Genomic DNA, 13,916 nt, shown 5'->3' with positions numbered 1-13,916 from the left:
GGGACGGGCTACTGGCCCAGCGTTTCGCGCTCGATCTCCTCAATCGCCACGTGGCGCACGTCCTTGCCCTTCACCAGGTACACCACGTACTCGGCCATGTTCTTGGCGTGGTCGCCGATGCGCTCGATGGCCTTGGCGATGAACAGGATCTCCAGGGACGTGGAGATGGTGCGCGGGTCTTCCATCATGAAGGTGATGAGCTGGCGCAGGATGGCGCGGAACTCGTCATCCACCTGGGCGTCGCGCTTGATCACGTTCATGGCGGTGGCGACATCGAGGCGGGCGAAGGCGTCCAGGGCCTCCCGCAGCATGCCGATGGCGATCTCGGCCACGTGCCGGATCTCGCCGAAGCGCGGCATGTGCAGCCGGTCGCTCTGGTAGATGAGCTTCGCCATGCGGGCGATCTTTTCCGCCTCGTCGCCGATGCGCTCCAGGTCGGTGATGGTTTTCACCACCGCCATCACCATGCGCAGGTCGATGGCGGCGGGCTGGCGGCGGGCGATGATCTGGGAGCAGTCCTCGTCGATCTCCACCTCCAGGGCGTTGACCCGGTGGTCGTCGACGATTACCTGCTCCATCAGGTCTCGATTACCGGTGGTGAGGGCCTCGATGGCGCGCTGGATCTGGCTTTCCACGAGTCCCCCCATCTGCAACACCTGGGTGCGGATCGCCTCCAGCTCGGCGTCGAACTGCTTGTAGGTATGCTCCGATGTGCCTATTTTCGTCATGGTAAACCCCGGCTAAGGGAAGGTTAGCCCCCCAATGTGACAGCCGTGTTGCGTCCCGGGGCCTCCATGCGCTGCACGCCCCGGGCGGTGGCGAGCAGCAGCAGGTCCGCCCGGCGGCGGGCGAAAATGCCGTTCGCCACCACCCCGGGGATCTGGTTGATCTCCGACTCCAGAGCCGGGGGATCGAGGATCACGAGCCCGCGCACGTCCAAGATCACGTTGCCGTTGTCGGTCACGAAGCCTTGGCGCCACTCGGGGATGCCTCCCAGTTTCGCCAGCTCCCGGGCGACAAAGCTGCGCGCCATGGGGATCACCTCCACCGGCAAGGGGAACTTCCCCAGCACGTCCACCAGCTTGGACTCGTCGGCGATGCACACGAAGGTCTCGGCCACCGCCGCCACGATCTTCTCCCGGGTGAGCGCTCCGCCCCCACCCTTGATCATGGTGAGGTGGCGCGTTACTTCGTCGGCTCCGTCCACGTACAGGGGCAGCACGTCCACGCCGTTCAGGTCCACCACGGGGATGCCCGCCTCCTTCAGGCGCCGCTCGGTGGCCGCCGAGCTTGCCACCGCGGCTTCGATGCGGGACTTGAGCAGCTTCAGCTCATCGATGAAGAAGTTGACCGTGGAACCGGTGCCCACGCCGATGACGGCGCCGTCGGGCACGAGCTTCGCCGCCTCCTGGGCGGCGGCGCGCTTGAGGGCGTCCTGAGAGAGGGTGGGCTGGGTCATTCTGGGGACCTTCACGGTAGAATAGCTGCAACCGATGGCGATTGCAAAAGCGCCGCGCTCCGGGCTCTATGCTGGCATGAACGACGACTATCTCGAACGCATCCTGACGGCCCAGGTCTACGACGTGGCCCGGGAGTCCCCCCTGGAGCGGGCGAGCCTGCTGTCCGAGCGGCTGGGCAATTCCCTGCTGCTCAAGCGGGAGGACATGCAGGAGATCTTCTCGTTCAAGCTGCGGGGCGCCTACAACAAGATGGTGAAGCTCGCCCCGGCCCAGCTCGAGCGCGGGGTCATCGCCTCCTCGGCCGGCAACCACGCCCAGGGCGTGGCCCTGGCGGCCCAGAAGCTCGGCTGCAGGGTGGTCATCGTCATGCCCGTCACCACCCCGCCCATCAAGGTGGCGGCGGTGAGGAACCGCGGCGCCGAGGTGGTGCTTCACGGCGACTCCTACGACGAGGCCTACACCCGGGCCCGGGCCCTCGCGGAGGAGCACGGCTACGCCTTCGTCCATCCCTACGACGACCCAGATGTGATTGCCGGCCAGGGCACCATCGGCATGGAAATCCTGTGGCAGCACCCCAAGCCCATCCACGCCATCTTCGTGCCGGTGGGGGGCGGCGGGCTCGTTTCCGGCATCGGCACCTACGTGAAGCGGCTGCGACCCGACATCCGCATCCTGGGGGTGGAGCCAGTGGACGCCGACGCCATGCACCGCTCCCTCAAGGCGGGGCGCCGGGTGCGCCTCGACCAGGTGGGGCTGTTCGCCGACGGGGTGGCGGTCAAGGAAGTGGGCGAGGAGACCTTTCGGCTCTGCCGGCGCTGCGTGGACGAGGTGATCCTGGTGGACACCGACGCCCTGTGCGCGGCCATCAAGGACGTGTTCGAGGACACCCGCTCCATCCTGGAGCCGGCCGGGGCGCTGGCGGTCGCCGGCGCCAAGGCCTACGTCGCCCGGGAGAAAATCCGGGGCGAGACCCTGGTGGCCATCGCCAGCGGGGCCAACATGAATTTCGACCGGCTGCGCTTCGTCGCCGAGCAGGCGGAGCTGGGCGAGCAGCGGGAGGCGGTGCTGGCGGTCACCATTCCCGAGCGTCCCGGCAGCTTCCGCACCTTCTGCTCCCTGATCGGACCGCGCAACATCACCGAGTTCAACTACCGCTATGCCGATCCCCAGGAGGCCCACGTGTTCGTCGGGGTGTCGGTGCACGACCGGGACGAGACCCGGGAGCTGGTACGAACGCTGGAGGACCACGGCCTCAAGACCCTGGACCTCTCGGACAACGAGATGGCCAAACTCCACATCCGCCACCTGGTGGGGGGGCACGCCCCGGTGGTGGACAACGAAATCCTCTATCGCTTCGAGTTTCCCGAGCGGCCGGGGGCGCTCATGAAGTTCCTGAACAGCATGGGGCGCAACTGGAACATCACCCTGTTCCATTACCGCAACCACGGGGCCGATTACGGGCGGGTGCTGGTGGGGATGCAGGTGCCGCCCGAGGAAAAGGGGGCGTTCCGCGCCTTCCTGGACCAGCTCGGCTACCGCTACTGGAACGAGAGCGACAACCCGGCCTACCGGCTGTTTCTCGGCTGAGCCGCTTCCGAAGCCCATGGACGTCCGCCGCCCGAACGATTCCGCCCCTGCCCCCCTCCAACAGGCGGAAATGCCGAAGAGGAGGAGGGCATGAGACACGGGGGGCAGCGTCCGCGGGGGACGCGCTGGCTGGCGGGGGCGGCCGCGCTGTTAATCGCCGGCGCGCTCTTTACCCTGCCCGCCCGGGCGGGGGGCGACGAGGACTTCATGGCGGCGCGGGAGGCGTTCCGCACCGGGAACGCGGCGCAGCTCGCCCAGCTCTCCGCCAGGCTGAAAGACCACGTCCTCTATCCCTACGTGGCCTATTACCGCCTGCGCATGGGTCTGGATCAGGCCACTGCCGACCAGGTCCAGGCGTTCGTCGAGACCTACCGGGATTCCGACGTCTCCCGGCGGCTCCAGGCCGACTGGCTGCGGCTGCTGGGGGACAGGGGACGCTGGGAACAGTTCCGCCGGGAGTACGCCCGCTACGGCGGGGACGAGATCGACTTGCGCTGCTACGCCTTCCAGGCCGCCCTGCGGGCCGAGGGGTTCGATGCGCTCCGGGAGGCGAAGCCCCTGTGGTTCACCGCCCGGGAAATGCCGGACGCCTGCGTTCCCGTGTTCGAAGCCCTGGTCTCCGGCGGTCTCCTGACGGAGGAGGACATCTGGGCCCGGATGAGGCTCGCCCTGGCGGCGGGCAAGACCAGCCTCGCCGCCGCCATCGGCGCCTACCTGCCCCCGGGGCGGGGGATTCCCGCCAAGACCCTGAGGGCGGTGGCGGAGCGGCCCGAACGCTACGTCCAGCGCCTGGGGGCGCGCACCGCCCGTCGGGCCGACCGGGAGCTCACCCTCTTCGCCCTCCAGCGGCTCGCCCGCATTGATCCCGCCCATGCGGCGGGCTATTGGAGGAAGCTCGAGTCCGAGTTTCCCGTGGAGGACCGATCGTTTCTCTGGGGGCAGTTGGGCCGGGCGGCGGCCCTAACCCACCGCCCCGAGGCCCTCGACTACTTCCGCGAGGCCGGCGACCTGGAGGGCCAGGACGACCTCCTCGCCTGGAAGGCCCGGGCGGCGTTGCGGGCGCAGGCCTGGCCCGCTGTCCTGGAGGCGATCGAGGCCATGTCGGCGGCCGGACAGGGACAGGCCGCCTGGCTGTACTGGCGGGCCCGGGCGCTCCAGGGCCTAAAGCGGGAGGCGGAAGCCGCCCAGGTGCTGGCCCGTTTGGCGGGGGAGCACGGCTTCTATGGGCTGCTGGCCGCGGAGGCCTTGGGCGGCGGGCTTTCCTTGGGGGCGCCGGCCTACCGCCCGACCCGGGCCGAGGTGGCCGCGATCGAACGGCTGCCCGGCATCCGCCGGGCGCTGGCCTTGCTGAGCCTCGAGCAACGCATCGACGGCACCCGGGAGTGGGACCACGCGATCCGGGATTTCGACGATCGCCAGCTCCTGGCGGCGGCAGAACTCGCCCGCCAGCGCGGCCTCTGGGAGCGGGCCATCCACACGGCCGAGCGCACCCGGCAGGAGCATGACCTGAGCCTGCGTTACCTAGCGCCGTACCGGGAAAAGCTCCAAGCAATGGCCCGGGAAATGGGCCTGGAGGAAGCCTGGGTGTATGGCCTGATCCGCCAGGAGAGCCGCTTCGTGCCCAACGCCCGCTCCAGCGCCGGTGCGGCGGGGCTCATGCAGCTCATGCCAGACACCGCCCGCTGGGTGGCACGGCAGTTGGGAATCAAGTCCTACCGCCGCGCCCTAGCGGGGGAGATCGAGACCAACCTCACCCTGGGGATGTATTACCTCAAGCACGTTTCCGAGCGGCTCGACGGCCATCCGGTGCTTGCTTCCGCCGCCTACAACGCGGGCCCGCGCCGCGCCCAGAGCTGGCGCAGCGAGCAGCCCATGGAAGGAGCGGTCTACGCCGAGACCATTCCCTTCAACGAGACCCGGGGCTACGTCCAGAAGGTGATGGCCAACACCCAGTACTACGCGGCGCTGCTGGGCCGAGGGGGCCTGCCCTTGCTCCAGCGCCTCGGCACCATTCCCGCCAAGGGGGCCTTGGATTCCTCGGCGTCCGAGGACGAGCCTTGAAACTCGGACGTTTGTACAATTCCACTTTTCTTCCGCTTCATCTCCCATGTCCGATGCCAACAACATGAAGCTGGAAAGGGTCTGCGTGATCGGCGGCGGCGGTTTCGTCGGCCGGCACATCGTCCATCTGCTGGCGGCCGAGGAGATCCAAGTGCGGGTGCCCACTCGGCGCCGGGAGCGGGTCAAGGACGAGCTGATCCTGCTCCCCACGGTGGACGTAATGGACGCGGACGTGCACGACCCGGGCACCCTGGACCGCCTGATCGCGGGCAGCGACGCGGTGATCAACCTGGTGGGCATCCTGCACGAGGAACGGCGCGGGGACTTCCAGCGGGTGCATGTGGAGCTGCCGGCCAAGATCATGGAGGCGTGCCGGCTGAACGGCGTCAAGCGCTACCTGCACATGAGCGCCTTGAACGCGGACCCGGCGGGCCCCAGCGCCTACCTGCGCTCGAAAGGGGAGGCCGAGAAGCTGGTGCGGGGGAGCGGCCTCGACTGGACCATTTTCCGCCCTTCGGTCATTTTCGGCCGGGGGGACACCTTCCTCACCCTGTTCGCCCGGCTCCTGCGCTTCGTCCCGGTGGTGTTTCTCGCCTGCCCCGACGCCCGCTTCCAGCCGGTATGGGTGGAGGACGTGGCGCGGGCGTTCGTCCACAGCCTGCGGGACCGCCGCACCGTGGGGGAGGCCTACGACCTGTGCGGCCCCAAGATCTACACGCTGCGGGAGCTGGTGGCCTACGCGGGCCGGGTGAGCGGGCACCCGCGGCCCATCGTGGGGCTGCCGGATCGCCTGTCCTACCTGCAGGCGACCCTCATGGAATGGCTGCCCGTGAAGCTCCTCACCCGAGACAACTATCACTCCATGCAGGTGGCGAGCGTCTGCCACTGCGATTTTCCCGAAGTCTTCGGGATCCGCCCCGCGGCGCTGGAGGCGATTGCTCCCGAGTATCTCGGCGGGTGGCATCCCCGGGCCCGCTACATGTTCTTCCGCTACCGCGCCCGGCGGTGACTCGGCGCCGCAGAGCGGCTGGGGCGGGGAGGGGCGCCGGGAGCCCGAGGCGTATAGGCGTCTAGCCGTGAAGGTTTACCAAGTGGGCGGATCGGTGCGGGATGAGTTGCGAGGGGTGCGCCCCGGACTCGGCGCCGCAGAGCGGCTGGGGCGGGGAGGGGCGCCGGGAGCCCGAGGCGTATAGGCGTCTAGCCGTGAAGGTTTACCAAGTGGGCGGATCGGTGCGGGATGAGTTGCTCGGGCTCCCAGTTCAGGACCGGGACTACGTGGTGGTCGGCGCCACCCCGGAAGAGATGGAGCGGCTGGGTTACCGCCCGGTGGGCAAGGATTTCCCCGTCTTCCTCCATCCCGACACCCAGGAGGAGTACGCCCTGGCGCGCACCGAACGCAAGGTAGCCAGGGGCTACAAGGGGTTCGAGTTCTACACCGCGCCAGACGTGACCCTGGAGCAGGATCTCGCCCGGCGGGACCTTACCATCAACGCCATCGCCAAGGACGAAGCGGGAAACATCATCGATCCGTTCGGCGGCGTGGCGGACTTGAAGGCGGGCATTCTCCGCCACGTAGGGCCCGCCTTCGTCGAGGACCCAGTACGCATCCTGCGGGTGGCCCGCTTCGCCGCCCGTTTCGGTTTCCGGGTGGCGCCGGAGACCCTGGCCCTCATGGGGGAGATGGTGGCCAACGGCGAAGTGGACCACCTGGTCCCCGAACGGGTGTGGCAGGAGCTCTCCCGGGGCCTCATGGAGAAAACCCCTTCCCGCATGTTTTACGTGCTGCGGGAGTGCGGCGCCCTTGCCCGCATCCTGCCGGAGGTGGACGCCCTGTTCGGCGTGCCCCAGCCTCTGGAGCATCACCCGGAAGTGGACACCGGGGTGCACACGATGATGGTGATCGACCAGGCGGCGGCCCGGGGGTATTCCCTCCCGGTGCGCTTCGCCGCCCTCACCCACGACCTAGGCAAAGCCCTGACGCCCCGGGACCAGTGGCCCCACCACTACGGCCACGAAGCGAAAAGCGCCGCCCTGGTGCAGCAGGTGTGCGAGCGCCTGAAGGCCCCCAACGACTGCCGGGAGCTGGCGGTCCTCGCCGCGCGCCACCACGGCACGGTGCACCGGGCCCTGGAATTGAAGCTTGCAACGATGCTCGACCTGCTCCAGGCCGCCGACGCCTTCCGCCGGCCGGAGCGCTTCGAGGCCCTGCTCAAGGCGTGCTCCGCGGACTTCCACGGCCGGCCCGGCTACGCCGAGCGCCCCTACCCCCAGGCGGACCGGCTGCGCTTGGCCCTCGCCGCGGCCAGCGGGGTGGACGCCGGAGCCATCGCCCGGGAGGCGGGCGAGCCGAGGAAAATCGCCGAGCGCCTGCGCCAGGCGAGGCTCCGCGCCATCCGCGAGGCCCTCGCGGGGGAGCCGCCCCTCAAGTGAAGAGGAACACCAGCAGGGTGAGCAGCAGGGACAGGAGGAGGGTGGAGCTGAAGGGGAAGTAGTACTCCCGCCCTTCCCGCTGGAGGCGCACGTCCCCGGGCAGGCGTCCCAGACCTAAGCGGGCGAGCAGCGGCGTGAGCGCCCCCAGCAGGGCGAGGGCGACGATCACCGTGATCAGCCATTTCAGCATGGGCGCGTTCCCGGACCTGGATTTTCGACTATGGTAGGCGGTTCGGGGAAAATGCGCATCCGCCGTTCTTCCTTTTCGACGGAGACAGAGCATCGATGATCCATCTCTACACTTGGAGCACGCCCAACGGCCGCAAGGTTTCCATCATGCTGGAGGAGACGGGCCTGCCCTATGCGGTGCACCCGGTCAACATCGGCCAGGGCGAGCAGTTCAAGCCGGAGTTCCTCGCCCTCAATCCCAACGGCAAGATCCCGGCCATCGTGGACGAGGACGGCCCCGGCGGAGGGACCTTTTCCCTCTTCGAGTCCGGTGCCATCCTGATCTACCTGGCGGAGAAGAGCGGGAGTTTTCTGCCCTCGGCGCCCCGCCGCCGCTACCAGGTGCTGCAATGGCTCATGTTCCAGATGGCGGGCGTGGGCCCTTTCTTCGGCCAAGCCCACCATTTCCTGCGCTACGCCCCGGAACCGATTCCCTACGCCATAGAGCGCTACCGCAAGGAAACCCGGCGGCTCTACGGCGTGATGGACGGGGAGCTCGGGAAGCGGGCGTACCTGGCGGGCGAGGAATATTCCATCGCGGACATCGCCACCTACCCTTGGGTAGCGCGCCACGAGTGGCATCAGGTAGATCTCGAGGAATTTCCCTACGTGAAGCGCTGGTTCGACGCCATCGGCGCCCGGCCGGCGGTGCAGCGAGGAATGAAGGTGCCCGCCTGACGTTGGAAGGTGAAAAAAATGAGAAGAGGCAACCCGCCGGGTTGCCTCTTCCTCGTCCGCCACTCCCGTTCGGTCAGGAGGCGGGCTTTTCTTCCTTCTTGGGCTTTTTCTTAGCGGCCTTCTTTTGCGCCTTCTTTTCGGCAGCCGTGCCCGCTTTCTCGGCCTTCTTCTCTTCCTTATGCTCCATCTTCGGCTCTTTCATCTGGGCTCGCTCCGGTTGCGCGGGAGTGGCCGGCGTCGCGGGGGTAGCCGGTTGCGCGGGCTGCTGGTCCTTGGATGCGGGGCTGGCCGGGGTGGCGGGCGTTGCCGGCGTCGCCTGGGCGAGGGCAAGACTCGGTGCGACGATGATCAGGACGGCGGCGGCGATGCGACGCAAGGTATGCATACGATTCCTCCTTTGCGGATGACGTGGACAACCCACGTGTTCCCAATAACGCCAGCGGACTTCCGTCGTTGACCATCGTGCCGCCGGCACAAAGAAAAAACCCTGCCGGGCAGCGCCCGGCAGGGCCTCGGTTCCGCTGCAGCCGCCGGCGAAGCTTAGGCGGCCTTCTTCTTCGCCGCTACGGCCTTGGCGGTAATGGCCGTCACGTTGGCTTCGGTGAGCTCCGCCATCTGCTTGGCCGCCTTCGACAGGGTGTCGTAGGCGTTGGTGGCGGCGGACACCGCCGACTTCATCGCGGCCACCGCGGCGTCCGCGCCGAGGCCGGCGGGGGCGGTCTTCGCCGCCTGCTCGAGGGCCGCGATCAGCTCCTGGTTGGCCTCCACGATGCGCTCTTCCGCCAGCTTGGCCAGCTCCGTCTGGGTTTGCACGGCCACCTCGTACACGCTGCGGGCGAAGGCGGTCGCCCTCTCCAGTTGCGGCTCCGCGATGGCGGTTTGCGCCGCCACCAGGTCCTTCACGTCCTTGACCTCGACCCAGGTCTTGGCCGCCCGGGCCCCCTCCGCGATGGCGGTCTTGGCCGCCGAGAGGTTGAGCTCCACCAGACGCTCCGCGCCGGCGAGGGCGATGTTGGCCGCCTGGACGGCGGTCTCCAGGTTGGCGCGGTTCAGCGCCACGAATTTGTCAGCGACGTTCACCATGGCAATCTATCTCCTTGTCAAAGTCTGCGTCCACGTTGCTCCGACGCAGCCCGGGTATCGTTATGCTGCATCGCAACAAGATCCATTGTACCGATGGCTAGAGAAAAGTCAAGAAAAATTTGTGCGACGCAGCAAAAAAGTCACGGAGAAAAGAGAGCTACCAAAGTTTCAGTGACTTAGGCTTATGGAACTAGCACCGCCGCCCCCTGGAGGCGCCCCTGGCGGAGCCTTGCCAGAGCCTCGTTGGCCTGCTCCAGGGGCAGGGGCGTGGCGTGGGTGCGCACCGGGACTTTCGGCGCCAGGGCGAGGAACGCTTCCGCGTCCCGGCGGGTGAGGTTGGCCACCGACTGGATGCGCCGCTCGCCCCACAGGATCCGATAGGGGAAGCTGGGGATGTCGCTCATGTGGATGCCGGCGCACACCACCGTTCCACCCTTGGCTAGGCTCCTGAGGGCCATCGGGACCAGGGCTCCCACCGGGGCGAAGAGGAGGGCTGCATCCAGGGGCGCCGGGGGAGCCTCCTCGGCTGCCCCCGCCCATACCGCGCCGAGGGCGAGGGCGAAGCGCTGGCTGTCCCTGTCCTCCGGCCGGGTAAAGGCGTAGACCTCCCGGCCCTGGTGGCGCGCCACCTGGGCGATCAGGTGGGCGGCGGCGCCGAAGCCGTAAAGCCCTAAGCGCCGGGCGTCGCCGGCCATCTCCAGGGCCCGGTAGCCGATCAAGCCGGCGCACAGGAGGGGCGCCGCCTCCACGTCCGAGTACTCCGGGGGAAGGGGGAAGCAGTAGCGCTCGTCAGCCACGGTGTACTCGGCGTACCCCCCGTCTAGGTGATAGCCGGTGAACCGGGCCGCGTCGCACAGGTTTTCCCGGCCGGAGCGGCAATAGGCGCACGCTCCGCAGGTGGAGCCGAGCCAGGGGATACCGACCCGCTGGCCGGGTGTGAAGCGCTCGACACCTTTGCCCAGGGCTTCGACAGTGCCCACGATCTCGTGCCCCGGGATCAGGGGGAGCTTGGGGTCGGGCAGTTCCCCGTCCACCACGTGGAGGTCCGTCCGGCAGACGCCACACGCTTGTATTCGCACGAGAATTTTCCCTGGCCCGGGTTCGGGGACCGGCAGCTCCACGGGGACCAGCGGATGGCCCGGGATTTGCAATTGCATCCCATGCATCTTGCGGTTCCGATCCCCTTGCCCCATATGAGCCCTCCTTCCTGGCCGACGTTGAAGATCTTAGACGCCAAGCCCCCCGAGCGCCAGGCGCCTGCCGGGACAGGCTCGGCCCTGGAGGCGCTCCGGGACGGGATGGGGCCGTTTCCGGTCGAAGGGGCCGAGGAGAAACTCCACAACTTGCACCGGCTCTACCTCACCCTGATCCACACCAACCAGCTCATCGTCCGGGCTCGGGACCCGGATACCCTGTTTCGGGAGATTTGCCGCATCGCTGTGGAGCACGGCGGGATGAAGCTCGCCTGGGTGGGGCTCCTGGACCCCGCTTCGGGCGAGGTGCGGCCAGTGGTCCACGCCGGCGGGGGCGAGGACTTCCTGGACCAGGTGCGCATCCACGCCGACGCCTCCCGGCCGGCGGGAAGGGGATCTGGCGGCGACGCCTTACGGGAGGGACGGGTGGTGACCGGAGTCTGCGACGGAACCGGGGCAGAAGGTGGCCGGCTGTCCATCGACGAGTGCCTGGCGTCGGTCTCCCTGCCCCTGCGGCGAGGGGGTCGGGTGATTGGCTGCCTCAACCTCTACGCCGACCGGCTGGATCTCTTCGATGCCCAGGGGGTGGAGTTGCTGGGCGAGATGGCCGCAGACATCTCTTTCGCCCTCGACAATATCGAGGGGGAGGCCCAGCGTCGGCAGGCGGAGCGGGAGCTGCGCACCCTGTCCCAGGCGGTGGAAAGCTGCGGCAGCGTCATTTTCATCACCGACTACCGGGGGGTGATCGAATACGTGAATCCCAAGTTCACCGAAGTCACCGGCTTCACCCCGGAGCAGGCCATCGGCCGCAGCGCCCGGTTCCTCACCGCCCGGGGCCCTTCCCGGGCCCTGTACCAGGAAATGTGGCAGGCGGTGAACGAGGGACGGGAGTGGCACGGAGAGGTGCGCAACCGCACCCCGGACGGGGGACTAGGCTGGTGCATGCTCACCGTTGCGCCGGTGCGGGGAGAGGGGGGCGAGGTGAGCCACTTCGTCGCGGTGGCGGAGGACATCAGCGAGCGCAAGGCTTCCCAGGCCCAGGTGGAGCGGCTGGCCTTCTACGATCCGGTCACGGAGCTGCCCAACCGCAGCCTGTTCTCAGACCGGGTGGACCAGGCGGTGGCCGGCGCCCGGCGCAGCGGGGAGCGGGTGGCGGTCCTGTTCATGGACCTGGACCGGTTCAAGGAAATCAACGACTCCCTCGGCCACGAAGCGGGCGACCGGATGCTGCGGGAGGTGGGGGAGCGGCTTCGCGCCTGCGTGCGCCCGAGCGACACGGTGGCCCGCTTGGGGGGCGACGAGTTCGGGCTGCTGCTCACTCAGTTGGGGGCGTCCCGGGACGCGGCCGTGGTGGCGGAGAAGGTCTTGCGGGCCTTTACCCGGCCGTTTCGCATCGACGCCCACGAGGTGTTTTCCTCCCCTAGCATCGGCATCGCCGTGTTCCCCGCTGACGGCACCGACTGCGACACCCTGCTCAAGAACGCCGATGCCGCCATGTACCAAGCCAAGGAAGGACGCAACATGTACCGCTTCTTCACCCCCGAGCTCAACGCCACGGCGGTGCGGCGCCTGGAGCTGGAAGGGGCCATCCGGCGGGGGCTCGAGCGGGGGGAGTTCCAGGTCCACTACCAGCCCCAGGTGGACCTGGTGACGGAAAGCATTGTGGGCGTCGAGGCCCTCGCCCGCTGGCGGCATCCCCAGCGGGGGCTGGTGCCCCCGGCCGAGTTCATTCCCCTTGCGGAGGAGACCGGCCTCATCGTGCCGCTCGGCGAATTCGTCCTGGCCCAGGCATGCCGGGACGCGCGCCTCTGGAGCGAGCGCTACCTCCTAGCGCCCCGGGTGGCAGTCAACGTCTCGGCCCGCCAGTTCTGGCACGGAGACATTCTGCGGGCAGTGGGGTCGGCCCTCGGCACGAGCGGCCTGGATCCTTCCCGGCTGGAACTGGAGCTCACCGAAAGCGTGCTGATGAAGGACGCGGAAAGGACGGTGGCGAGCCTCAGGGAACTGAAGGCGCTGGGGGTTGGCCTGGCCATCGACGATTTCGGCACTGGGTACTCCTCTTTGAGCTATCTCAAGCGCTTCTCCATCGACGCCTTGAAGATCGACCGCTCGTTCGTGCGCGACATCGCCGACGATCCGGACGATGCCGCCATCGTGACCGCCATCATCGCCATGGCCCGGCGCCTGCGGTTGCGGGTGATCGCCGAAGGGGTGGAAGACGAGGGGCAGAAGCGCTTCCTGCTGGAGAACGGATGCCGGGAGGGGCAGGGCTTCCATTTCGCCCGGCCCATGCCCCTGGAGGAGCTGCTAGGGTACCTGGACCGGCACGGCGCGCAATCCCTGCCGCGCTGATCCCGTCCGGGATCAATTGCTCCGGCTGTGCTTCTTCAGGAAGGCGAGGATGGCCTCCAGGTCCAGCTCCACCGCGTTTTTAGGGCTGGAGGGGCCGCCTTCGATGGTGCCGTGCCAGGCGAGGTAACGGCGCATCCGATCCACCACCGCCGGCCATTCCTTGGCCGTGTGCCGTCGGGGGTCGGGGGTGGCATGGCACTGGGAGCAGGCCAGCTCGAACGCCTGCCCCTCGGGGGTGGCGAGATCGGGGTAGCGGCGGGGGTCGATGGCCTGCTGCCCGTGTTTCTTGAGATAAGCGATTAGGAGCTTCTTCTCTGCCGCCGTGGGGGCCTCGACTTCCCCCATGAGGTCTTTCATCAACGGGCCCAGGTTGCCCTTGCCCTCCATGCGCCATACCATCCGGTCCACGATGGCGGGCCAGTCGGCGGCCGTGTGCATGGCGGGGCTCGGCAGATGATGGCACTGGACGCAGTAGCGCTTGAGCAGCCGGGCTCCTTCCGACCGGGGCTCGGGCAGCGTGGCCGGATCGGGCCCCGGGGGCAGGATGCGGCGCAGCAGGTTACCGTGAACCGTCTGATCCCAGCGCTGGGAATACCGGGCCTCCAGGGGGCTCACCGGGGTCGCTTGGGCTTTGGACGGGGGAAGCTCCCCGGCCGCGAGATTCCCGCCGGTCAATGCGGCTCCGAGGAGGGCGGCGAGTACTCGGGCGCTGCGCACGGCTCACATCCTGATGGTGTTCCGCCTGTCAAGTTACCACAACCGTCTTTGCCCCGGACAGTCTACGCATTAATCGCCCCAAGTTTTCGATGAGCAAGCCCCGTAGAATCAGGCATCGCTTACTTTA

13 protein-coding genes are annotated in these 13,916 nt (G+C 68.2%); 6 read left to right on the top strand and 7 right to left on the bottom strand.

The features are described from left to right. Positions 1-8 precede the first annotated feature (8 nt). Both phoU and rpiA read right to left on the bottom strand, forming a co-directional pair. Positions 9-719 (bottom strand): phosphate signaling complex protein PhoU, encoded by a 711-nt coding sequence (phoU, locus tag ACUVYZ_RS02325; RefSeq protein WP_439933087.1) that lies wholly within the window; start codon positions 717-719, stop codon positions 9-11. Between the two features lie 32 nt (positions 720-751). Continuing rightward, on the bottom strand, positions 752-1,459 hold the full coding sequence (rpiA, locus tag ACUVYZ_RS02320) for a ribose-5-phosphate isomerase RpiA (RefSeq protein ID WP_439932837.1): 708 nt from the start codon (positions 1,457-1,459) through the stop codon (positions 752-754). A 76-nt stretch (positions 1,460-1,535) separates the two neighbouring features. On the opposite strand from rpiA, the gene ilvA reads away from it, so the two are divergent. The 4 genes from ilvA to ACUVYZ_RS02300 all read left to right on the top strand — a co-directional run bounded on the left by ilvA (position 1,536) and on the right by ACUVYZ_RS02300 (position 7,538). Then, a complete protein-coding gene (gene ilvA / locus ACUVYZ_RS02315; protein WP_439933086.1) occupies positions 1,536-3,047 on the top strand; it encodes a threonine ammonia-lyase, biosynthetic in 1,512 nt (503 codons plus the stop codon). Between the two features lie 90 nt (positions 3,048-3,137). Next, positions 3,138-5,108: a lytic transglycosylase domain-containing protein gene (locus ACUVYZ_RS02310; protein ID WP_439932836.1), complete on the top strand. Its 1,971-nt coding sequence runs from the start codon at positions 3,138-3,140 to the stop codon at positions 5,106-5,108. Positions 5,109-5,154: 46 nt separating this feature from the next. Continuing rightward, entirely contained in the window at positions 5,155-6,117 is a 963-nt protein-coding gene (locus ACUVYZ_RS02305; RefSeq protein ID WP_446033023.1) for a complex I NDUFA9 subunit family protein, read from the top strand. 194 nt (positions 6,118-6,311) lie between these two features. Then, positions 6,312-7,538 carry a multifunctional CCA addition/repair protein gene (locus tag ACUVYZ_RS02300; protein WP_439932834.1) on the top strand — a complete coding sequence of 409 codons (1,227 nt, stop codon included), beginning with the start codon at positions 6,312-6,314 and terminating at the stop codon, positions 7,536-7,538. On the opposite strand, the gene ACUVYZ_RS02295 is transcribed toward ACUVYZ_RS02300, so the two are convergent. Next, positions 7,531-7,728, bottom strand: a complete 198-nt coding sequence (locus tag ACUVYZ_RS02295) for a DUF2905 domain-containing protein (RefSeq protein ID WP_439932833.1) — start codon at positions 7,726-7,728, stop codon at positions 7,531-7,533. The genes ACUVYZ_RS02300 and ACUVYZ_RS02295 overlap by 8 nt on opposite strands. 95 nt (positions 7,729-7,823) lie before the next feature. On the opposite strand from ACUVYZ_RS02295, the gene ACUVYZ_RS02290 reads away from it, so the two are divergent. Next, the gene (locus tag ACUVYZ_RS02290; protein WP_439932832.1) at positions 7,824-8,444 is read left to right on the top strand and encodes a glutathione S-transferase family protein; all 621 of its coding nucleotides are present in this window, start codon (positions 7,824-7,826) and stop codon (positions 8,442-8,444) included. 73 nt (positions 8,445-8,517) lie between these two features. Here the strand turns inward: ACUVYZ_RS02290 and ACUVYZ_RS02285 are convergent, their stop codons facing one another. The 3 genes from ACUVYZ_RS02285 to ACUVYZ_RS02275 form a co-directional block, all read right to left on the bottom strand. Then, positions 8,518-8,820 carry a hypothetical protein gene (locus tag ACUVYZ_RS02285; RefSeq protein WP_439932831.1) on the bottom strand — a complete coding sequence of 101 codons (303 nt, stop codon included), beginning with the start codon at positions 8,818-8,820 and terminating at the stop codon, positions 8,518-8,520. Positions 8,821-8,984: 164 nt separating this feature from the next. Then, positions 8,985-9,527 (bottom strand): phasin family protein, encoded by a 543-nt coding sequence (locus tag ACUVYZ_RS02280; protein WP_439932830.1) that lies wholly within the window; start codon positions 9,525-9,527, stop codon positions 8,985-8,987. Between the two features lie 182 nt (positions 9,528-9,709). Beyond that, positions 9,710-10,693: a zinc-dependent alcohol dehydrogenase family protein gene (locus tag ACUVYZ_RS02275; RefSeq protein ID WP_439933085.1), complete on the bottom strand. Its 984-nt coding sequence runs from the start codon at positions 10,691-10,693 to the stop codon at positions 9,710-9,712. 51 nt (positions 10,694-10,744) lie between these two features. Between ACUVYZ_RS02275 and ACUVYZ_RS02270 the strand changes: the two genes are divergently transcribed. Further along, positions 10,745-13,072: a putative bifunctional diguanylate cyclase/phosphodiesterase gene (locus ACUVYZ_RS02270; RefSeq protein WP_439932829.1), complete on the top strand. Its 2,328-nt coding sequence runs from the start codon at positions 10,745-10,747 to the stop codon at positions 13,070-13,072. Between the two features lie 12 nt (positions 13,073-13,084). Here the strand turns inward: ACUVYZ_RS02270 and ACUVYZ_RS02265 are convergent, their stop codons facing one another. Continuing rightward, complete coding sequence (locus tag ACUVYZ_RS02265) at positions 13,085-13,789, bottom strand: hypothetical protein (protein ID WP_439932828.1); 705 nt, start codon at positions 13,787-13,789, stop codon at positions 13,085-13,087. Positions 13,790-13,916: the final 127 nt, after the last annotated feature.

This window comes from Pelomicrobium sp. P1 (assembly GCF_052805615.1).
This window is presented reverse-complemented; position numbering and strand designations above follow the sequence as displayed.

Excerpts from the sequence above, each read along its gene's own strand:
- rpiA (WP_439932837.1), bottom strand. The coding sequence starts at position 1,459 with ATGACCCAGCCCACCCTCTCTCAGGACGCCCTCAAGCGCGCCGCCGCC.
- ilvA (WP_439933086.1), top strand. The coding sequence starts at position 1,536 with ATGAACGACGACTATCTCGAACGCATCCTGACGGCCCAGGTCTACGAC.
- ACUVYZ_RS02310 (WP_439932836.1), top strand. The coding sequence starts at position 3,138 with ATGAGACACGGGGGGCAGCGTCCGCGGGGGACGCGCTGGCTGGCGGGG.
- ACUVYZ_RS02305 (WP_446033023.1), top strand. The coding sequence starts at position 5,155 with ATGTCCGATGCCAACAACATGAAGCTGGAAAGGGTCTGCGTGATCGGC.
- ACUVYZ_RS02295 (WP_439932833.1), bottom strand. The coding sequence starts at position 7,728 with ATGCTGAAATGGCTGATCACGGTGATCGTCGCCCTCGCCCTGCTGGGG.
- ACUVYZ_RS02290 (WP_439932832.1), top strand. The coding sequence starts at position 7,824 with ATGATCCATCTCTACACTTGGAGCACGCCCAACGGCCGCAAGGTTTCC.
- ACUVYZ_RS02280 (WP_439932830.1), bottom strand. The coding sequence starts at position 9,527 with ATGGTGAACGTCGCTGACAAATTCGTGGCGCTGAACCGCGCCAACCTG.
- ACUVYZ_RS02275 (WP_439933085.1), bottom strand. The coding sequence starts at position 10,693 with ATGCATGGGATGCAATTGCAAATCCCGGGCCATCCGCTGGTCCCCGTG.